The organism is Larkinella sp. (genome assembly GCF_965227735.1).
Classification (GTDB): domain Bacteria; phylum Bacteroidota; class Bacteroidia; order Cytophagales; family Spirosomataceae; genus Larkinella.
This window is the reverse complement of record NZ_OZ245776.1, coordinates 1,752,438-1,773,326: the sequence shown is the minus strand read 5'-3', so window position 1 is coordinate 1,773,326 and position 20,889 is coordinate 1,752,438. Positions and strand designations below refer to the sequence as shown.

General features: G+C 52.6%; 13 protein-coding genes. 4 read left to right on the top strand and 9 right to left on the bottom strand.

All coding sequences use genetic code 11. The annotated features are described in order from the left end of the window. Positions 1-60 precede the first annotated feature (60 nt). Complete coding sequence (locus ACO064_RS06795) at positions 61-3,297, bottom strand: CotH kinase family protein (RefSeq protein ID WP_421826636.1); 3,237 nt, start codon at positions 3,295-3,297, stop codon at positions 61-63. A gap of 114 nt (positions 3,298-3,411) precedes the next feature. Continuing rightward, positions 3,412-6,834, bottom strand: coding sequence for a DUF7133 domain-containing protein (locus ACO064_RS06790; protein ID WP_421826635.1), 3,423 nt, complete (start codon positions 6,832-6,834; stop codon positions 3,412-3,414). Between the two features lie 155 nt (positions 6,835-6,989). Between ACO064_RS06790 and parS the strand changes: the two genes are divergently transcribed. Both parS and ACO064_RS06780 read left to right on the top strand, forming a co-directional pair. After that, complete coding sequence (gene parS, locus ACO064_RS06785; RefSeq protein ID WP_421826634.1) at positions 6,990-7,394, top strand: type II toxin-antitoxin system Xre/ParS family antitoxin; 405 nt, start codon at positions 6,990-6,992, stop codon at positions 7,392-7,394. Positions 7,395-7,396: 2 nt separating this feature from the next. Next, the gene (locus ACO064_RS06780; RefSeq protein WP_421826633.1) at positions 7,397-7,870 is read left to right on the top strand and encodes an RES family NAD+ phosphorylase; all 474 of its coding nucleotides are present in this window, start codon (positions 7,397-7,399) and stop codon (positions 7,868-7,870) included. A 21-nt stretch (positions 7,871-7,891) separates the two neighbouring features. Here ACO064_RS06780 and ACO064_RS06775 read toward each other — a convergent pair whose 3' ends face one another. The 7 genes from ACO064_RS06775 to ACO064_RS06745 all read right to left on the bottom strand — a co-directional run bounded on the left by ACO064_RS06775 (position 7,892) and on the right by ACO064_RS06745 (position 17,928). Continuing rightward, positions 7,892-9,097: a lanthionine synthetase C family protein gene (locus ACO064_RS06775; RefSeq protein ID WP_421826632.1), complete on the bottom strand. Its 1,206-nt coding sequence runs from the start codon at positions 9,095-9,097 to the stop codon at positions 7,892-7,894. A gap of 13 nt (positions 9,098-9,110) precedes the next feature. After that, the gene (locus ACO064_RS06770; RefSeq protein WP_421826631.1) at positions 9,111-10,382 is read right to left on the bottom strand and encodes an HlyD family secretion protein; all 1,272 of its coding nucleotides are present in this window, start codon (positions 10,380-10,382) and stop codon (positions 9,111-9,113) included. 3 nt (positions 10,383-10,385) lie between these two features. Beyond that, positions 10,386-12,608, bottom strand: coding sequence for a peptidase domain-containing ABC transporter (locus ACO064_RS06765; protein ID WP_421826630.1), 2,223 nt, complete (start codon positions 12,606-12,608; stop codon positions 10,386-10,388). A 129-nt stretch (positions 12,609-12,737) separates the two neighbouring features. Next, a complete protein-coding gene (locus ACO064_RS06760; protein WP_421826629.1) occupies positions 12,738-15,995 on the bottom strand; it encodes a lantibiotic dehydratase in 3,258 nt (1,085 codons plus the stop codon). Positions 15,996-16,412: 417 nt separating this feature from the next. Continuing rightward, positions 16,413-16,550, bottom strand: coding sequence for a class I lanthipeptide (locus tag ACO064_RS06755; RefSeq protein ID WP_421826628.1), 138 nt, complete (start codon positions 16,548-16,550; stop codon positions 16,413-16,415). 152 nt (positions 16,551-16,702) lie between these two features. Then, the gene (locus tag ACO064_RS06750; RefSeq protein WP_421826627.1) at positions 16,703-17,635 is read right to left on the bottom strand and encodes an LLM class flavin-dependent oxidoreductase; all 933 of its coding nucleotides are present in this window, start codon (positions 17,633-17,635) and stop codon (positions 16,703-16,705) included. Positions 17,636-17,778: 143 nt separating this feature from the next. After that, positions 17,779-17,928 carry a class I lanthipeptide gene (locus ACO064_RS06745; protein ID WP_165841074.1) on the bottom strand — a complete coding sequence of 50 codons (150 nt, stop codon included), beginning with the start codon at positions 17,926-17,928 and terminating at the stop codon, positions 17,779-17,781. A gap of 410 nt (positions 17,929-18,338) precedes the next feature. Here ACO064_RS06745 and ACO064_RS06740 point away from each other — a divergent pair, with 410 nt between their 5' ends. After that, entirely contained in the window at positions 18,339-18,986 is a 648-nt protein-coding gene (locus ACO064_RS06740; RefSeq protein WP_421826626.1) for a response regulator transcription factor, read from the top strand. Positions 18,987-19,057: 71 nt separating this feature from the next. Next, positions 19,058-20,833, top strand: coding sequence for a sensor histidine kinase (locus tag ACO064_RS06735; protein ID WP_421826625.1), 1,776 nt, complete (start codon positions 19,058-19,060; stop codon positions 20,831-20,833). The last annotated feature ends 56 nt before the right edge of the window (positions 20,834-20,889 follow it).

The following is a 20,889-nucleotide window of genomic DNA, read 5'->3' as shown; positions in this document are numbered from 1 at the left end:
GGGCCGACTACACCAGTAGCCAGCCCTCACGGTTTTTATCCATAGCAATATGAAGGCTCTTTACCGGACAATCAGAATTTTCTTGCTGCGGATCTGCTGACCCTGCCGGATGCCCACCACATAGAGGCCATTGGCACCGGACAATTGTACCTTGTGCTGTTGGTGGCCTGTTCCCTTCACCGTTTTTTTATACCACGACCGGCCTGACTCATCCACAACCGATAATTCACTGACCGTCGGTGATTCGGTATAAAAATGAATGTCAAATTCGCCGTTGGTTGGATTGGGCGTTACCAAAAAGCCGTCCGGGCTGTCTACCGTCTCCGCTGAAGCACTCAACCGGGCATTGGGCGCACAATTCAGCGTTTTGGGCGACCAGGTTAGCGTGAAATTACTGTTCTGGACTTTGGCGCTGATCTGAAAGGTTTGCCCCGTTTTGACCTCATTCGGTGTTGTAAAGGAATACACATGGTTGCCATTACCTTTTTTTGCGGTTAGCAGATCCTGCCGGAAAATATCGGCTCTGGCTGTTCCAATCGACTGGCCGTTGGCAAAAAACTCCACCATGAGCGGTTGGTTGGGTTTGTTACGATCCCAGACCCAGCCCCGGATCGTTCCGCATTCTACTTTGTCCAGATAACCCTCAAAATTACCCGTTACCGTCACCGGAGGAGGTGGAGGGGCTGAGCCATCTCCAACCGTGAGTTGTACCAAAACCGTACTCGAGCTGGTTCCGTCGCTGGCGGTGTAGGTCAGGCTTTGTGTAGCCGTAGCCGTGGGTGTTCCCTGAATGGTTCGGGTACCGGCCGTAAAACTCATCCCTTCAGGGAGTCCCGTTAGTGTGTAGGTCAGCGACGGCGAATCCGGATCGGCGAAGGCGGGTAAAGTAGCCGTAAAAGGGGTGTCGACGGTCGCCAGCAACGGAGAAACCGACGGCCCCACCGGTGGCTGATTGACCGGCGGGCTGCTGAAAGAACCCTGGCAGGTTATTTTTTTAGGGGAGTCTTTCAAAATATACCCCGTTCCCAGCACCCGGGCACTGATGGAGTGTACCCGATTGTCTTTGAGGGTTTCCGGAACGGAAAAAACAAACGCGTGCATCCCGTTTCCTTTGCCAGCCGTCTTGAGTTCCGGGCGGTAAAAATCGGCAATGGTGGTAGCAACGACTTGCTGCCCATCCAGTATTTCAACATAGATGGCCGTGTTGGGTTTGTTGCGGTCCCAGCCCCAGCCGCGAATGGAACTGCAATCGATTCCACCCAGGTAGCCTTCAAAATTTCCGGGCAGCGAACCGCTGGAAAAAACGTTGACTTTCACAGAAGTGGAAGCCGGGCTTTCGCAACCGGCCTCCTGACGGCATCGGGCCGTATAAATTCCCGTAACCTCGGGTCTGATCGTGATCGAATGACCGGTTTGTCCGGTACTCCACACCACGGTATGGGCACATCCACTGGCTGTAAGGACGGCAGTCTGCCCTTCTGTAATATCCGCTAAATTGGTGCTGATCGACGGGGCAGCCGGAGCTTCCGCACAGCTATTCGTGCCAATCTGAAGGAAGGGCGTGTAGGTAAAAACCTGATCTGCGGTTTGGATTTTCAATCGGTAGAATGCCAAAGCAGAAGCATCTTCGTGGATAAACTCATACGTTTGCGAACTTTGGTTATCGCCGTTGACGGGAATTGTTGTCAGGGAACTGAAATTGACACCGTCGGAGCTATGTTCCACCTCAACCTGTTGGGCGGTTGTTTTCGGCAGAAAAGCCCACTTCAGGATTTTGCCCTCCGTCAGGGCTTCCCCATGAAAATAGTTCAGGTTCGTTCCGGCTTCTTCGCCGGGGAAAAGGGCAAAATATTCATCCAGAAAATTCAGCCGGTTATCGATCCAGGAATTGACGTTCGAAAGATCCGCTGTTTTAACGGTTCCCGACCACTTCATGTTTTCGCGCTCATAGGCACCCTGGGCTGTCAGGAGGTTGAAATTAGCCCCGACTTTACTCTTTAAATTTTGCTGGGAAAAATAATTTTTTCGCAGCGCAAACCATCTTTTCCGCATCTTACTTTTAAAACCATCCGGATCAAGCGTTAACAACCGGTTAAAAAGCCCATTGCTGGTGATGTTCCGGGCTTGTTCCGACCGTTCGCCGGTAGTCGTATACCCAAAGGTGCCGTCCAGATCCCAGGGTATAAAAAAGTACGGTTCATTTTCTTTGTACCGGGCCAGAAACTGATTGTTACCGAAATTGTCCGTGGCGTTGACCAGGTTCAGGAAAATGAAATAATCGATCAGGTTATCGACTTTAAATTTTTCAGAAAGAGCGGCTTTAAAATTATCAGCCGGCGAATTAATCACGTATTTGAGCTGCTCATAAAGATTATTCCAGTAAGGGTCCGGATAATCCATTTCCCAGGCGGCCCAGACCTCATCCGTGGCGTTTCCCGGCAGGGCGGGCAGGCCATCAAACGTGGTTGCTTCAGACCAGCCATCCGCTTTGTATAACTCGCCCCTTACCTCGCCATTATCACCCGATTTTTTCAGTTTGAGCTGTTTCCGATCCATGGGTTCTGTAAAGAGATAAACACCGGCGTAAGCATTGTTGATGAAAACATCGCAGTATTTGGTCCGGATGGCCGAATTGGCATCTGATTCCTGAGCGGCATAATATAACTTGTGCATGTTCAGCCACAAGTCGTGCGAAGTGGCATTGGTAAGTCGGAGCGGTTCGTTATACAGCGCAAGCAGATACCATTTGCTGTCTTTTCGCAGGTTGAGCAGGGAAACTTCCAGTTCTTTGTCGCCTTCCGGGTCTTTCCAGAGTTCCATGTTGTATGACTTCTTCGGAAACCGGCGCGAAATATTCCCCCGGATTCGAATGCCCATGTGCGACGTGAAAAGGGCCTCATTCCCATTGGCAAGCGTGAAAGAGCCTTTCGTCCGCTCATCGGTGTTGCTGATGGTTTGATTGCTTTGGGTGTTGATCTCGATGAGTGGCAGACCCGTAAAATAGAGGGTGTAAACCGTATTGCCGGTTTTTACTTTATACGATTTACCCACCTCAAAGGCACTAACGGGCTGCGTAAACGTGTAATCCTTATCGAAACGAAGGGTTGGAAGTGACTGTCCGGAAGGAAATTCCGGTAGTTGATTACAGACAATCAATTTAAGGGAGTTGTCGATCTGATAACGTTGGGGTTCTACGGTAATGGATTGGGCGTGAGATGCTTTAACTTGTAGAAAAAATAAAAAACACGCAATGGCGAAGGCATAGCAATGCCTGGAAAGTAGACTTTCTCGATTCATGATGACTTAACGTTGAGCAGGCATTACGCCTTTGGGTTGAATTTTTGGTGTATCCATTTAGATACACCAAAAATCATTCCAAATATTTCTTCATTTTTTCATGTGCTCATTCTGTCATTTTTTCAAGGTCGCCAGAAACTCGACCACATCGCGGATTTCCCGTTTGGAGAGAATGTAGCCCATCGGCGGCATGCTGGAGGGGAGGTTTTCCCGTTTGTCGATTCGGGCAACGGGTACTTTCAGGGGTTCGGCTTCGGATGTTTTTAGAACCAGCTCGTGCGCGTTTTCGGCGTTGAGAACACCACTCACGGTTTGCCCATCTTTCAGCGTCAGCGAAACCATGCCAAAACCGGGTGCCAGTCGCGCACTCGGTTCGATGAGCGCCTGTAAAATCTGCTCCCGGGTCAGCACATCACCAATGCCCGTCAGCGACGGTCCGACGGCCCCGCCCTGCCCGCCAATGGCGTGGCAGCGAACGCATTGGGCCGTGGAATTGGTATTGAAAATCCGGCGACCCGCCTGCGCATTTCCGCCAAAAAGGGCATCCTGGTATTCCGCGACGCCGGTTCCGGTCCCCCGGAGTGGAGCCAGTTTGGCAATCAGAGCCGCTGATTTGGTGGAGTCCACGGCTTCACCGAGTTCCAGCGCCAGGCTGGCCGGCAGTTGTTTGCTGATCATTTTATCGATAGCACCGGCCAGAATCGGTTCGGTTTTTGCCGCGGGCATACTCCCCAGAACGCGCAGCAGTTGCTGCTGTTCTTTCACGGTTCCCTTTTCAAAAATCGCTTTCGAAACGTCCGCTAACGCTTCCGTCGACAGATTCAGGCCACTGACCAGACCCAGGGCCGTGGTGCGAACGTCGGCATCGGCGTCGTTCATGCCTTTTCTGATCACCGTCTCCATCGCCGGGTATTTCAACTGGTGCAAAGCCGTCAGCATGGCCGACCGAACCTCGGCGGATTGACTTTCGTCCATGATTTTAGCGAGGCTGGCGGCTTTGTCGGAAATGCCTAAATTGCTCACCATCTGCGAAATCGCCACCAAAACCGTGGGGTCGGTTTCCTGCAAAAAGACATCGGCCTGTTCCTGGATTTTGGCTTTCACCAGCGCCGGATTGCGTTCAACCACACCCCGGTAGCGTCCGTCGACGCGGTCCAGCGGGGACGGTTTGGCCCAGGTTCCGAGGGTCGCCAGGGCTTCGGCCCGCAGTTCCTTGTCCACGTCTTTGCGTTTGGCAAAAGCAATCAGCGTGTTCAGTTGCTCGTCGGTGCCCACCCGCAGGGCCGCGTTGATGGCCCGGCGCAGAAGTGGTTCGGACGTAAACCGGGTTTCTTTCAGTGTTGCCGCCAGGGCCGGTAAAGCCTTTTCGATGGATAAATCGTCGTTGATGGCGCGGGCCGCTTCCGTCGCGATGTATTCGTCTTTGTCCTGCAAAAACAACGCAACTTTTTCGCTGCTCAGCCGGCGCAGTACCAAAACTGCGGCCAGGCGCAGGGATTTGTTGGGATTGCTGGCCAGGGCTACCATCGGTTCAACCTGCCCGATGCGCGACAGGGCCAAAACCGCAGCGTGACGCAGATACACATCCTCGTCGTTGTTGGCCTTGATCAGATCCAGCAGCGGTTCGACGGCGGGCTGGTATTTGATGCGTCCGAGTGCCTGAGCACCAAAGAATTTCACGTGGGGATTCTGACTGGTCAGCAAAGGAATTAGCAGCGGTCCGGCTTCCGGAGCAGCCGCATCGCCGAGGACTTTGGCGGTTTGGGCCACGATTTCGAGGTCCGCATCTTTCAGCAACGGAAGGAGGGAAGTCGTGTAGGATTTGTCCTGCCGTTCCAGTTGCCCCAGTCCCCAGATGCCGTGAATCCGGGCCAGTTGGTTGCCGGTTTGCGCTACGGCTTTCTGCAACACAACCGCTCCTTTGGCTCCGCGTTTGACGAGTTCAAACTGCGATTTCTGGCGAATGCGCATGTCGGGGTTCGACAGCAGCGACAACAGCATGTCGTCCGTTTGCGTCCCGTAATTCAACACCATCAGGCGTTTTGTTTCGGCCCGCAGCGCCTTTAGGTCGTTTTTGTCGTCGGTTACATCCAGTTTCCAGACCCGTCCGTAGTTTTTCGCATCCCAGCCGTTGATCCAGTCGGCAATGTATAGGGCACCATCGGGGCCGAACCGAATACCGGTGGGCAGAATCCCGTTCAGAATATTCTTCTCGCCATCAAGCACGAACGATGCGCCTTTCGGTTTCAGGCCAAACGACCAGATGGGCGACCGGGCGGGATTCCCCACGAATTCGACCAGGAAAAATTTGTTTTTCCATTCCGAACCCAGGGCGGTGCCGGGGTTGTAGACCATGCCGGTCGGGCCGTTGTGGAAGTTCTGAATCGGCGGGATGATGTAAGCCGCTTGGCCTTCCCAGCGGGGCGTATACAGTTTCTCATCCATCCAGACCTTGTAACTGTTGTTCTTCGGATCGGTGTATTTGCCATACTGCCAGTTGGACCGCCAGCCCGCGTCCGAGCCTTCGACAACGTGAACCAGTCTTTCGCTTTCGCCGGGGTGATCGCCGTCGTTGTCGGAGCTGATCAGGTTGCCGTAATCGTCAAATACAAATTCGTGGGTGTTGCGCAAACCGCCCGCAAATACTTCAAAATCAGTGCCGTCCGGATTAGACCGGGCGATGATTCCCTCGTTGGGGCGTTTGTGGTTGACCCCTTCGGCGGTGGTGATGTTGGCACCGATGTCGCCGATGTTCCAGTAAATCTTGCCATCTGGTCCTTCAATCGGATTCGACATGCCGTGGCCGCCAAAACCGATGTGAACGCCGTAGCCGTGGCTAATAGACGTTTTCTGATCCAGCATACCGTCGCCATTGGTGTCTTTCAGCCGCCACAAATCCGGGGCAATGGCCACAAACGCGTCTTCGGCCCGAATCAGCAAACCGCCCGCGACGTCAGAAACTTCTTCGAAGAAATCGTTCAGAATCCGGGTCGCCTTGTCGGCAATGCCGTCGCCGGTAGTGTCTTCCAACCGCCAGACTTCGTCTTTTTCAACGGCCAGGTCTTTCCAGTCGTGGCTACCGTCGCCGTTCAGGTCTTTCAGCCATTCGTTTTCCTTGCTTTTTTCGGGTGCGAAGGTGCTGCGCAGAAACGCCCGCCGTTCCTCAACGGATTGCAGGGCGATGGATGGCGTCATCCAGTCGCGGTGGCCGCGAATGTCAAACTCGGAGTTTTTCTGGCGGTTGGTTCGGGTCAGGTACACCCGCCCCTGATCGTCGATGGACATGGAAACCGGATCGGGAGCCAGCGAATCCGACGCCCAGAGGTCAACTTTGAGTCCATCGGCCAGTTTGATGGCGGTATTGTCCCGGATTTTTTTCGCCCGGGTGCGGGCGGTCGCCGGATCTTCCTGAACGACCAGCGGTGTGCTGGCGGTTTTGGACGACCCGGTTGGGTTCATTTTCATGCAGGACACGACTGCGACGGCGAAAAGTCCCGAAATGAGCAGCGGTGTTCGAAAGCGGTTGGGTTGAATCATTGAGTAAACAACTTTAATACATGCGAAGATAAAGAATATGTCACAGGTACTTTACCCGGTTTAGGGGATTAATAAATCTGTCGTAGTAAATTCCAGAACGAAAAATTGACTGTCTGCCAAATGGCATGTATCTTAGTGACAGTAAAAAGAAAGTTATGGAAGGGTATACGGACACGCAATGGCTGGAAGATAGCTTCGTCGTGGTAGAAAAAACCCGCTCAGGAGTGAGCCGGGCCAGGGTCGATGAGGTGGCTCAGCGAGTGGGCTTGACTGACAAAGAAATGGCCCGAGTTCTGACTATTTCAGAACGGACGTTGCATCGGCTTCAACCGGATGCCCGCTTAGACGGCAACTCATCGGAGCGATTGATTTTGCTGGAGGGGTTGATTCGGCATGGTCTGGATGTTTTTGACGGACGAGCCGATGTGCTGGCTCGCTGGTTGAGGGGGCCTTTGCCCGAACTTCGGCGACAGGCTCCGGTTGCTTTGCTGGATACCACAACCGGTTTTGGTATGGTTCATACGGTTCTGGGCCGTATCGAACACGGCATTTATTCGTAAACATGAGCCGCATCGTTTACCGACTGATCAAAGAGCGGTTTCTGGAAAGTCCCTTGTCAGCCGAGGGTTCACGTCGTTTTGGAGGACGCTGGAATCCAGCCGGAGTCGGTATTCTGTATACTTCCGCCAGCCCGGAACTGGCTTTGCTGGAGCAACTGGTTCACTTGAGGACGTTACCTTTTGAAGATCTGCCCAAATTAGTGCTGCTAACGCTAGAATTGCCCGATGAACCGAGGATTATTTTTTCTAGTGAATTGCCTGTTAACTGGCGCGATGAAGCCGATTTTAGGGATAACTATCAATTTTTAGCCAACTGGCTTTCTGAACCGGATTGTCTGGCGGTAGGTGTTCCATCGGCCGTGGTAGCCGAATCATACAATTACCTGCTGCATTCCCGTCATTCCTCTTTTGAGCAGGTAAAAATTCTCCGCACGTCCCCCTTTCCTATTGACCCACGGCTCTGGCAAAGAAGTTGAAACCTGCCGTCAAACCGTCTTTCACCTCATCAGTAAAAACCGCTCCCAGGCCGGATTCGCGCCAAGTTGTGACAACAAAACCATCCCCACACTGGCGTCGCCTTCCAGCAAACAGCGTTCTCCGCGATTGGGCAGGGGAGTAGCGGACGACAACCCGTCGATTTCCGGGGAGGGCAGGGCCTGATTCAACGTAGTATCCAGCCAGTAGCGGGCGGTTTCGTCGAAAACCGGGTTCGAATGCCACCGGGCAAATTTGGAAAACAGATGCCCCAGACCACTCGATCCGTGGCAGAATCCCGTGTCGGACACCAGCGTTTCCTTCCGGCTTCGGCGGGCAGCGGCTTTCAGCATCGTGTATTCTGCAATTTGTTTCCAGCGGGTATTCCCGAAGACTTCACCCGCCAGTTGAAACGTGTGCGCGATGCCCGGATCGCCGTAACACCAGGCCAGCCGACTGAATTCATCCCGGGTTTGATCATCGAGAAGCTGTCTGGGAAATACCGCCGGATGGTCGGTGTTGCGGACGCTCCACAACCACTGCAAACCGCCTTCAACCAGCCGGGCGCATTGCGGCCGGGCGTAGCCATTCTGATACAACAGACTCAGAATAGCGACAATACTGGCCGTGCCGTGCGACAATCCCGGGTTGTAGGAAACCGACTCATCGGCGGGGTCGTTAAAATTTCGGAAATGCCAGGTGATCGATCCGTCGGTTTTTTTGATGGCTATTTTATCCAGTTGGGCGACGATTTCCTTCAGATAATACACGATTTCGGGCGTACGGGTGCGTTCCAGGAAATACAGACAAGCTCCAAGCCCGGCGTGTAGATAATCGAAACGGCCTTTGCTCAGGTCTTCCATCGAAAGCAGAAAGAGCGGTTCGTCGAGGGCAGCCACAATTTCCTGCGGATCGTCCTGACTATCGGCCAGAAAACCGTGGTTGTGGAGGTGCAGAAAACCCCAGGCAATGCCGGAAATGCCGCCCGCGAACGTGTGATCGACGGCCCCCACTTGAATGGCGTCGATGCCCGCACTGAGTCGTTCCCAGACGCGGCTGTTGTCGGTTAATTCGAACTGACGCTGGTAATAGGCTTCAAAAATCGCGTAGCCGACCTGCCCCGATAACAGCGACGGGTTTTCGGCCACCGGTTCGGCTGCAACGGTATCGTAAAGTCGGTGGAGTTCCGTTTCAATCCGGGTTTGGGTATCGGTCAACAGGGCGTTCATGGCGGATTGTCAGTTACTCTGTGAGTTCGGTGGCTACTTTCTTGAAGTTTCGAAACGTGTACGCATACAGCGTTCGTTCGTCGAAAATGATGTTGCAATTTCCCTGCATACCAATCTGGATGCGCTTATCAAGTCGCTGATAATTGGTGAGTTGCACCTGAACGTTGAAGAGTCCCTTCTCGTCGGGCGTAATCGAAACCTGGCTCACCCGGCCGCGCACGGTTCCCCATTCGTAAACCGGAAAGGCATCCAGTTTCAGAATCACCGGCTGTCCGACTTTCACCTGCCCGATGCGTGACGAGTTCACCTGCGTGTAGGCGTAAAGTGGAGCTTCCTTGTAAATGATTTTGAGGACAATCGCACTGGCTGCGGCTTCCTTCTCGCCGTCGAAGACAAACGACACGGTTCCGGCCCGCTCGGCTTTCAGAATGAGGTGGTTGTTGGCGGTAATTTCATACTTCCCAAACCGCCCTTCAATGCGTTTGTGCATGGCATCCAGCGAGCTGCGGAGCTGCGCGCCCTCGCCCCGGAAGTCGGTATCTTTTTTAGTCAACTGCTTTTCTAAACTTAACATTTCCAGCCGTTTGCTTTCGATTTGCTGGCGTAAGGTTCTTTCTTCCTGCCCGAAATTCTGCGTCCCCGATTGGTAGGCGGATTGTGCCCGCAGCAACGTGGCCTCGTAAGCATTCAGGTCGTTTTTGCTGATGTCGCCGGTGCGGTACAACGCCTGGTTGCTGTTGAAAATCCGCTGTGCGTCTTCCTGCTCAAACTTCAGCTTCACCCGTTCCGACGCCCATTTCGTTTTTTGAACTTCAATTTGGGTTTCTTTCAGCCGAATATCTTCCCGAATCTGAGCCACCGTCAGTTCAATAATCTGGCGTTCTTTGTCGGCCGAAACCGTCCGGTATTTCTCGTATTGATCCACCGCCGTGTTGGCTGCGGAAAAATCGGCCACCAGCGCGGCCACATCCGGGGCGCTCACTTCCAGCAAAGGCGCTCCGGCGGCCACAGTTTGACCCGGTTTGACGAAGGTCTTTTCCACGTAAATCGTCGAAGGAAACCGGTACATCTCTTCGGCCACTTCGGATTTGACCACGAACGGTACGGCAATCATGTCCGGAAATTCAATGACAAAACCCATCGCGCCACCGACCACAGCCAGCAGGACCGCAAACCAGCCCAGACGACTCAAAATCCGCTGGCGAACGTCGGCAATGGGCGCATCATCGACGTGGTATAAATTCTCGAACTGGGTGATTTCCAGATCAGCTAATAACGGATGCATGGTTTAATAGTCGATGTACGTTTTGATGAAATCGTAGTAAATGCCTTGTTTATCAATCAGTTCGCCGTGGTTACCCTGTTCGGCGATGGTGCCGCCGTCGAACACCAGAATCCGGTCCACGTTTTTGAGCGTGTGCAGCCGGTGCGCAATGGAAATGATGGTTTTTCCCTTAAACCGCTCGTAAATGTTGTCCAGAATCCGGCGTTCCGTTTCTACATCCAATGCGCTGCTGGCTTCATCGAGAATGATGATGTCGGGTTGGTCGGCCACAAAAAGCCGGGCAAAACCGATCTTCAAAACCTGTCCGCCCGACAGGTTGCTCCCAAAACTGCCGATCATGTGGTTGTAACCCAGGTGATTCGACTTGACAAACGGGTGCAAATCCGCCAGTTGGGCGGCTTCCGCGATTTGCTCCATCGAAGCCGACAGGTTGGCGCAACGGATGTTTTCCTTGATGGTATCGTTGAAAACGTAGGTGTCCTGCGGAAACAGGTGAACGTGTTTGCGAAGTGTTTTCGGGTGAATGTTCCGCAGTTCGGTATCGTCGCAAAAGATTTGCCCTTCGTAGTCGGGATAAAGGTTCATCAGCAGTTTGACGAAGGTGGATTTTCCCGTGCCGTTTCGTCCGACAATGCCGATGCGTTCGCCCTGCCGGATTTCGCAGTTCAGGTTCTTCAACACATATTTTGCGTCTTTCTGCTGGTAGCGGAACGAAACGTTGTTGAAGCGAATGGACTTCCCCGAAAACCGGGAAACCTGCTCCTGAACATTCGCCGATTCTTCGTCTTCCAGAAAAATCTCGTTGACTTTTCCGAAGCTGACACTGAGCTGCGTCACCATCATCCAGAGCATGCTGACGCTGTTGATCGAGTTCATCAGAATCATGAAAATGGCCGTAAACGCCATGTATTGCCCAATCGTGAGTTCGCCCGTAAAAATCTGGTACGCACCGACCCAATACACCGCAATCTGGCTGAAAATGAAAATCAGCCGCTGTAAGGAGTTGATCAGAATCTGCTTTTCCTCGTCGGCCATCACCGAGTTGATCGACTCGCGGTGAAGCTGTTTCCAGCGAACGAGTTTGTATTTTTCGAGCGACAGCAGTTTGACGGTTTTGATGCCCAGAACCGTATCCAGAAAACCGCCGAGCGACGCCTGATTTTTGTGATAGACTTTCGACCGCAGGTTTTTAATGATCGGGATAAAATAAACCGTCGTTAGCCCATACGCCACAAAACACACCAGCGCGATGGTGGCCAGTTGCGTGTTGAAACCGAAGAGAATTGGGAAATAAATCAGCATGAAAAACACATCCAGAAACTGCTGGATGATGATCGGGTTGGTCAGCGCCCGAATGCCGATGCCTTCCTGAAACCGCGCCATGAATTCTTCGCGCTTGCGGCTGTCGTAATACTTTTGTTTCAGCGAAATCAGCCGTTCGAAGAACTTGCCCATGAACTCGGTTTCGAAGCGAAACCGGTAGTGCATCATCAGCATGCTGCGCCCGTAGGTCAGAACCACCTGCACGACAAACACCAGCACCAGACCCGCCAGAATCCCGACCAGCAGCTTTTTGTTCTGGTTGATCAACACGTTGTCGATCATCGTTTGCGTGAACAGCGGCAACACCAGCCCGACGAGTTCGAGCACCAGCGAAAACAGGAAAATCTCGGCCAGCACGCGCTTGCCTTCTTTCAGAATCGGGAAATACAATTGCCGGAAAACCGACGCCTTTTTCGCCTGCTGTTCCTGGGCAACTTCCTCCAGTTCCGTGTTTTCAAAAAACTTATCTGTCGGTTTTAACTCCAGAACAATGCCGCTGAACTTGTTGCAAAATTCGTCTTTTTCGTACCGGGCCTTGCCAAAAGCCGGATCGGCCACGCGCACGTAGGTACCCGTGGCTTCGTACACCACCACAAAATGCTGGCCTTCGTAATGGGCGATGCACGGCAGTTGAATCTTCTGTAAATAGGGATAATCCAGTTCGTAGCCTTCCGCTTTAAAACCGAAGCTTTCCGAAATTTCCATCAGGTCATACAAACTGCTTCCTTCCGTGTTGATTTCGGCCAGTTTGGTCAGTTGGTGCCGAACGTCCTGTGCGCCGTAATGCTTGAAAACCATCGCCAGACAGGTGGGGCCGCAATCCATCCCGGCACTCTGGTCGAGGTGTGGAAACCGGTCTACCAGCGCATAGGGACTCATTTTGCCGCCCAGTATGGTTCTCAAAACGTTTTTCATCTGAAAATAATGAGTGAATGAGTGAATGAGTGAATGAGCGAATAGTCAGACTGTCGGGCGGGTCTGCAAACGGGGGCATCACTCAGGAATATTGTCTGATTCATGTCGTTTTCCAGATCAAAAAACTGCTTCGACGAGGGTGTTTTTCTTCGCCAGTACCGTGCGGCCATACGTGGCCCGACCGTACGAGGTTCGGTAGTACTTGTGGAGATGGTAGTAGAGCGAATATTCGACAAACCGCTGCCGGGTGCGGAACAAGCGGTTGGTCGTCATGTGAATCAAACTGCCCAGCAACGACGTCAGGGGAATTTCCAGTTGATTCTGTTCTTTCAGTTGAAGAATGGTCTGGATAAAGGGTCGTAATGTTTTCCGATGCTGTTGGTTCAGGTCGTAGAAAAACCGGTGATCCTCGTTAGTTTCGCCCCATAGCTCTGTGATGGCGGTTTCAATTTCTTTGTACCGCGTATCCAGTTGCTTTTTCAATACCGAGTTGTAGCCAAATTCCTGACCGAATTGAGCGGCTTTTTCGTCCGCAAAATCCAGTTTCTGTTTCAGGTCAAAGCCAATCTCGTCCAGCAGCGTGTCGATGAGTTTCATGCCAAACCGCCACCGGCATTCTTCGCCTTCCGAGCCTTCGATCAGGCTCAGGAAGTTCAGAATCGTTTGACTGTCCCGGTGAAAATAGTTCTCCACGGCGTCGATGGAATGGCGTCCGTAGCGTTCCAGTTCGCGGTTGTAGGTGTCGGTTTTGATGGCGGTAATCACATTGGAGGCCAGAAAAGGGGCCAGCGCATCGTGCAATTCCTGAATGATGGTCCCCAGAAAAGCCGGGTCGATGACGTGAAAGCGGAACCGGATGTGTAACTGCGGATCACCGTAGCGGATGAAGAAAAATTGGTCGGTCCAGCCGCATTCCGCAAACCGGTCGGCCAGCGGATGCAGCACCGTGGTCAGGATCGCATCGGCGGTTTTAATCCCGGTGTAAATCTTGTAATAAAGCCATTCGGAACCGGCGAAGAATTTGCGCGACCCTGGCTTTGCCCCTAAAGTCGTGCGCGACCCCGGCCTTGCCCCTAAATCCCCTAAAGGGGACTTGGACGCGGTAAAATCCAGATTTGCAAAGTCCCCTTTAGGGGATTTAGGGGTAAAGGCTGGCGAATCCGGCTCATTTTTAAAAGCTACCACAAACTGATTCGTATGCCAGCCCGCGGCCGACTGCGTAACGGCGTTGTCGGCCCGGAACAGAAACTCCTTGATTTGAAATTTGTCCTGCGATTTGATCTCGTTGACGAACGTTTCGGCCAGCCACCGGTTTTCCAGATCCACGTACAATTCGTTGTCGTAATCGAGCAAACAGATGTGCCGGGGAATACCGTATTGGTCGCGCCAGCGGTCAATCTCGGTTTTTAGGCTCAGCCAGTCCGCCGTTTTGAACGCCGTCACCAGCGGTTTGACCTGCTGCGCGCGGCAATTCCAGCGGGCTTCCGACAGAACGATGTTGTCGAGCACAATCCGGGGAACGTAGACAAATACCGAATTGACCGGCCCCAGCGACAGGCCCAACCAAGGCCGAATGGCCTGGTTTTGCAGGGCACACAGGAAATGATAAACATCCAGCGAATTGGTCTGGGCGTAGTGATGGGCGTTGGAAAGCTGCGGAACAATGACTTTGTCGAGCGACTTCGACCGCAACACCACGCGGTTTCCCACCACCCGAATCACTAAATCCGTCACCGGAATCTGGTGTTCGCTGTCAACCGACGACTTGCCCAGGTACGGAATCTGGTAGTTTTTCAGTTGGGGGCGGATGATGATGTTGCCGGTTCGGGCTTCGGGCAGGTGAATGATGTCGGCAAAAATCACGTCGGGCCGGATCTGGTCTTCGGCGTCGCTGATCTGCTGAATCAGGTTCAAAATGGTGGAATCGGTATGGCCAAAACGGCCCAGCAATGACGTGCCGGTGGTTCCGCCAAAACTATCGAGCACCAGCGTTTCCCGACCGTTCTCGCGAATAACCGAAAACATCGCGGCATTCGTAGGCGGCAGGTTAGGCCGGACGGGTTCAATCGACAACAAATCTTCCTCCGTAATGGCAATCTGGGTGGTGCGGTGGAGTTGGGCCTCCGCAACTTTCTGGAACAGAAACGCCTGTTCGGGAGCCACCGTCCAGGTCTTTTTGGGTTTGGTCGATGAACCGGGCACTACGCCGTCCACCAGCGGAGAATCGTCGAAGGGTTCCTGATCGGCCGGAAAACCGACGCCAATTTCGGGGTCAAGCGCGACGACGAGCGGGATTTCTTCGTCTTCGTATTTTTCGGTGAAGCGGTTTCTGAAGTCATCCAACGCTCCCTCACTGGTGGGTGTCAGTTTGAGGAGCGTTGGAATTTTGGCGACTAATTTATTGAGAAGTCCCCGGTTCAACTGGCCGGAGAGCGTGGGTAAATAGGTGTCGATCTGGAAAAGGACTTTGCGGTCGAAGGGCGTGGACAGGTGGCTCAGTTTGTGCTCTACCTGGCTTAGTAGTTCGATGGAAGTCTCATGTTCCCCGCTTTCCAGGGTTTTCAGATCAACGGTCACCTCCTGCAACAGCGCCACAATTTGCGCGATCTCATCAGAAGGATGCTGGCTGCCAATCGTTTGCAGAATGGTCAGAATTTGGACTAGAAAATTTTCGCCCGTCAGCGACGGCTCCAGTTCACTCACCAGCAACTGGGCATCGATCACCGATTCAACGAAATCCCGGGCCTCTTCGTCACTGATTTCGTCGCTGATTAAAACCGTAGACAGGCTTTCGGCCCGGACGCCTGACCGGCTTTGTTCCAGAACTGCGGCTAAATACTCGCTTTTTTCGGCGCTGCTGAGGTGGTGAACCCGTTGGCCGTTGTCATACCGATACGTGACGTAGCGGTATTGGTCATTGATTTCGTACAGGCTCGAATTCGGAAAAAACCGGAGATGGGGCTTCACATCGGGGTGTTTTTCCAGATCCTGCGCCAGCGCGCAGAGGTAATTCATGTCGAGCCGAACGACGCGTTTCAGACTACCGGTATTCGCTATACGTATATCGGAATGGGTAGCCTCAATGGGCGCGGTTGCAAAACCGCCGAACAAACCGAAGGGTGTGCAGCGGGTGGCATAGCGGGACAAATATTTGATCAGTGAATAGAGGACCCGCCGGGATTTTTCGTCGGGCTGACGGCTGAAATCGAACTGGATGGCTTCTTCATACAAAGCCGGAGACGCAATGTATAACGCTTCGAGGAAAGCCGGATTCTGTAGTTGCTGGCTGAGTTGCATCCAGTTCGGATTGTCGATGGCGGCAAAACCGGCCAGGGGAACCCGAACAAAAGCCGTTTCGAAAGCAGTCGTTTTCATGACCAGAAAGTATCGTGTGTATAGGGTGTGGTACTGATACTATGGGAAGAACGAAGGAGCTTTTACACCCCTTCGTTCCGCTCCGCGATTCAACTGAGAAGTAGGACTTTCGCTTTTTGCCCCTAAATTCCTTAAAGGCAGGGCTGTTAAGTTCTTCCGCTTTTCGCCCCCAACCCCCTAAAGGGGGCTTCGAAATCCGGATGTTTTAGCCCGGCACCGCCCGCCCGGCCTTTAGGGGGTTGGGGGCGAAAAGCGAATTGATATTGCTAACTTCAACGATCCTAATTTCCAGAACTTAACAGCCCTGCCTTTAGGGGATTTAGGGGCAAAAAGCGAAAATGTAAAGAATGATCAGACGTAAGCCCCTAGAAGAATCGAAGCTATTCTCCGATCTGGCGTATTGTAAACCGGTTTTGCTTACGGTTCGCAGATTTTGCTGGTACAGGCCGTACGGGTTTCCTTTGGCTTACCACCCATGACATTCAGGGCCTGGTTTTTCGACAGAGCGATGATTTTGTCGGTCTTCAACGTGATTTTTGAAACTTGCTTTTTCATGATTTGTTGTTTTGAACTGGTGTGATTGATGTGCTTACTCTGTTGCGGTTTTCAGCGTCCCCGATGGCTTTTCTGTTTGGCCGATACAAACTTGGCAGGTTTTGAAACGATAGTGAAACCGTAACTTGTAACTGGTCGGGATGGATTGATAACTAGCAGGAAATAGCACAAACGTTGCTGGCAGCGTCTGCATACTGCGGCAGGGCCTGAGCCAGCCGTTCGATGCCGTCCTTTTTATGACCGGTTTCTTCCGCCATGTTCAGAAAAATAAATTCCGCCACGCCGTAGATTTCCTGCAACCTCGCCACTTCATCCAGGATGTAAGCCGGTGAGCCAATCAGTTCGTTACAGACGCTGACCGGGCGCTCCAGACTTTCCCGAATCTGGCGGGCTATCGCGCCCGTCTCGGCGCAGACCCCGGCCACGGCCAGATTGATTTCCGGCTCCCGGCCGTGTTTTTCGTAAAAAACCGCCCGGTATTCCTGAATTTTCTCCGCATCCCGTTTGTGATCCGTGATCTCGGTATGAAACAGGGACTTGCAGAGGGCCGTCGGCTGGCTGGCCAGAACCGCCGGGTTTTTCAGGCCCGCCGTGAGTGACCAGTAGGTGGGCAAATAGCCGCCAACGGGCGCAATCAGGCTGGCGTTTTCCTCCGCAAAGAGATAGTCGTATAAGGCCCGGCAGTTCCCGGCAAACCGTTCCACTTTAGGGGCAGAACTGGACAAATCAAGATCCGGAGCCAGAAGCATTCCGATTTCCGGTGGAACTCCTCCGCCAGCCACACCCAGATCGATGCGGTTGGGAAACAGGTTGTTGAGGACTTTGAACGAAGCCGCCACACGGTACGGATTGTGGAACGCCATCAGCAGCCCCGCCACGCCGACTTTGATGCGATCCGTCATGCCGGCAATGATGGGCAGCAACACTTCAGGGTTGTGGTAGGCCGTTAGGGTGCCGTAATGCTCGCCCAGCCAGAACCGAGTGTAGCCCAGGTTTTCGGCCTGCTGCGCATAGTCCAGTACATTTTCAACCAGATCCATCGGACTGACGCAGCCGGTTCCGAATTCAAGAAGACCCAATTTCATAGTGGTAAGAAGTTGAAAGACAAGCGAATGTCGCAGTCCGGGTTTATAATTGAAAAAGACTCAACAGCCCTGGGTTAGAAAGGCTGCTGAGTCCGGAGATTGGTAAGTATTATTTTTGCTTCCTGGAAGCGTGTGCGGACGGATTACAATTCCGTTGGGCAATATCCCGCCGTGGTGCATCCTCCGATCGTTTTGTCTTTCGGACGGCCGCCCATAACGTTCGAAGCCTGCGTTTTGGATAAGGCAATGATCTGATCGGTTTTCAGTGTCAATTTGGCAATTTGCTTTTTCATGATGGTAAATTATGGTGTGATGGTGTGCCTACTCTGTTCGGTTTTCAGCGTCCCCGGCGGCTTTTTGCTTTGGCCGGTACAAACTTGGCGGGTTCCGGGCCGATAGTGAAACCGTAATTTGTAACTGGTTGCGATTTATTGATAACAGGCTGAAATTGGATCGTAGCTTGAAAGCGGTTTCGAAGCGGTTTGCTAGGGTTTTCCCTAATTTTCTAAAAACGGGGGTTTCCCCTATTTTATAACCTACCCCCTTTGTCCTATTTTTGCTAAACAATATTCAATTTATCCGTTTCGTACAATCGAAACGATAAAGGGTTAAATTAAAAACGCGGTTCCGTTGTTACACCGACAACCGGTTTTCTCCCCAGTGGAGATGCCAAATGCCCATACGAGTTAACGCATACGAATGGATGATACGAGTACTGATTGCCGATGACCACAATGTGTTTGTTGAGGGGATTGAGTCGCTGATTTCGGGGTCTTCGGAAATTGAAGTGACCGCGCGCTGTTTTGATGTGTCGTCGGTCATTGAAGAGTTGAGTCAGTCATTGATCGACGTCATTTTGCTGGATATTTCTTTTCCGCAGGTGGAAGATGGGCTGGCGCTTTGCGAACACATTACCCGTACGTTCCCGGCCACCAAAGTAATCGCCTTGACGATGCACGACGACGCCAGTTTGATTAAACGGGTGGTGAAAAAAGGCGCAAAAGGCTATTTATTGAAAAACACGACCAAAGTTGAACTGTTGCAGGCGATTCGGACGGTCCACCGCGAAAAACCGTATTTCAACGAAATCATTACGAATATTCTGTTGCACGATGAGCCCCGAAACCGGAAATCGGGCAGCGGAACGGGCCTGAAACCCAACCTGACACCCCGCGAATCGGAGGTGCTGACGCTCATTTCTCAGGGATTAACGACGCAGCAAATGGCCACGCAACTGTTCGTGAGTGTCAAAGCCATCGAATTTCACCGCAGCAGTCTGCTCATGAAATTCAGCGTTCCCAATACCGCGTTGCTGATCAAAACCGCCATGGAAATGCAGTGTATTGATTGACAGATGGTTCGGGATTGATCGATAATAAAGGAATTGATTCATCAGTTATATCGCATTTAACGACTCTGAAAATGGCAGAACGGGTACGTAAGCTAGTCCGACAAAGGTGCCTGGGCGCGGTATTGCTCCTGGGGCTTCTGGGCCTGGGGCAGAACGTACGGGCGCAATCGGATTCTTCGGCCATTGTTAGCCTGAAAAACCAGATACGGCAATGGGCGCAGGAAAAGCAGTATGGAAAAACCGCCAAATCCTATGAAGAGTTGGGATGGCTTTACCACCAGCAATACGGTTACAACAAGTATACGCTCGATTCCTATTTCAATGGGATGAAATACTATCACCTGCAGGGCGATTCGCTGGGGTATTACAACATCCACATTGCCATTGGCGATTACTATTCGCAGGATCTGTTTATGCAGCCCTACGCGGAGCAGTACCTGGGAAAAGCCCTGCAGTATTTCAAGCGTCAACAGAACCACCCGAAGATCATTGAATGCCGACTGGCGTTTGCGAATCTGGCGCAGAAAAACGAGTTGATTCCGAAGAAATTGATCACGGAATTGCGGGAAACCGAGCGGATGAGTGCCCACTATAAGCAAGCGTATTCACAGGCGTTTGCCATGAACCTACTGGCCAACAGTTATTTGCGGAATAAACAACCGGACTCGGCGCAGTACTTCGCCATCCGCAGTCTGGACATGGCCCGGCAGTTGAAAACCAACTGGATGATCGCCCTGAACTACTTTTATCTGGGGCTGGTCGAGCAATTCAAAAACCGCCCGGAAGCCGCCATTGCCGCCTACCAGAAAAGCTACAAGCTGGCGGAATCGGAGAAAAACGTGTCCATGCTGCGGGAATTGTCCCGGCATTCGGCCGATAGTTATTCGTACCAGGGCGACTTCAAAAATGCGTATCGGTCGTCGTTGAAGACGCTGGATTTTACGAATCAGTTTTACTATTCCGAGCAGACCAAAAGCATCCGGTTGCAGGAACTGGACAGTCAGGTGAAGACGCTGGCGGTTGAAAAACAGTTGGTCGAGGAGCAAAGTCGACACCAGCACATCCTGAATTCGATGCTGGCGGGTGGCTTGGTAATCAGTGTGTTGGGGGTTGGCGCGTTGGTCTTTCTGCGACGCCAGCAGAAACTGATTTCGCACCAGCAGACGGTTATTGCCCAGCAGCAGATCCAGGATCTGGAATTGAAGTCGTTGCAGGCCATGATTGAAGGGCAGGAGGGAGAACGGAGCCGGATTGCCCGGGATTTGCACGACGGGCTGGGCATTCAGCTCTCGCGAATCAAACTGTTTGTGGAAGCACATCAGGAACTGTTGCCCTTGTCGGTGAAGGAACCGCTGAACCAGTTTCTGGACGAAGCCTGCACCGAAACCCGACTGATTTCCAGTGATTTACGACCGTATGCGCTCTCGAATTTTGGTCTGATCCCGGCTCTTGAAGACCTGGTGCAGAAGTTAAATCTGGTCAACGAAACCGCCCTGACGCTGGAACATTACGGCGAAGTGCCGGATCTGGGCGACGAAGCTTCGGTGATGATTTACCGGGTGGTGCAGGAACTCCTGAACAACGCCTTAAAACACGCTGAAGCCGAGACGATTACCGTACAGATGATGACCAATGACGAAGCAGTTCTCATCAGTGTGGACGATGACGGACGGGGTGCTGATTTTGAAAACAGTCCGTCGAAAGGCAACGGCATTGCGAATATCAAATCCCGGATTGCCTATTTGGGCGGTCAGGTGATGTGGCAGAGCGAACCCGGAAAAGGAACCTCAGTCATGATTTCGCTGCCGATGCAGAAACTCGTGAGGAATACGCTGGCGGTTTTATAATTCTGCCCCCAACCCCCTGAAGGCCGGGCGGCCGGTGCCGGGCTAAAACATCCGGA

Excerpts from the sequence above, each read along its gene's own strand:
- ACO064_RS06735 (WP_421826625.1), top strand. The coding sequence starts at position 19,058 with ATGGCAGAACGGGTACGTAAGCTAGTCCGACAAAGGTGCCTGGGCGCG.
- ACO064_RS06780 (WP_421826633.1), top strand. The coding sequence starts at position 7,397 with ATGAGCCGCATCGTTTACCGACTGATCAAAGAGCGGTTTCTGGAAAGT.
- ACO064_RS06745 (WP_165841074.1), bottom strand. The coding sequence starts at position 17,928 with ATGAAAAAGCAAATTGCCAAATTGACACTGAAAACCGATCAGATCATT.
- ACO064_RS06740 (WP_421826626.1), top strand. The coding sequence starts at position 18,339 with ATGATACGAGTACTGATTGCCGATGACCACAATGTGTTTGTTGAGGGG.
- ACO064_RS06755 (WP_421826628.1), bottom strand. The coding sequence starts at position 16,550 with ATGAAAAAGCAAGTTTCAAAAATCACGTTGAAGACCGACAAAATCATC.
- ACO064_RS06760 (WP_421826629.1), bottom strand. The coding sequence starts at position 15,995 with ATGAAAACGACTGCTTTCGAAACGGCTTTTGTTCGGGTTCCCCTGGCC.
- ACO064_RS06770 (WP_421826631.1), bottom strand. The coding sequence starts at position 10,382 with ATGCATCCGTTATTAGCTGATCTGGAAATCACCCAGTTCGAGAATTTA.
- parS (WP_421826634.1), top strand. The coding sequence starts at position 6,990 with ATGGAAGGGTATACGGACACGCAATGGCTGGAAGATAGCTTCGTCGTG.
- ACO064_RS06795 (WP_421826636.1), bottom strand. The coding sequence starts at position 3,297 with ATGAATCGAGAAAGTCTACTTTCCAGGCATTGCTATGCCTTCGCCATT.
- ACO064_RS06775 (WP_421826632.1), bottom strand. The coding sequence starts at position 9,097 with ATGAACGCCCTGTTGACCGATACCCAAACCCGGATTGAAACGGAACTC.
- ACO064_RS06790 (WP_421826635.1), bottom strand. The coding sequence starts at position 6,834 with ATGATTCAACCCAACCGCTTTCGAACACCGCTGCTCATTTCGGGACTT.
- ACO064_RS06750 (WP_421826627.1), bottom strand. The coding sequence starts at position 17,635 with ATGAAATTGGGTCTTCTTGAATTCGGAACCGGCTGCGTCAGTCCGATG.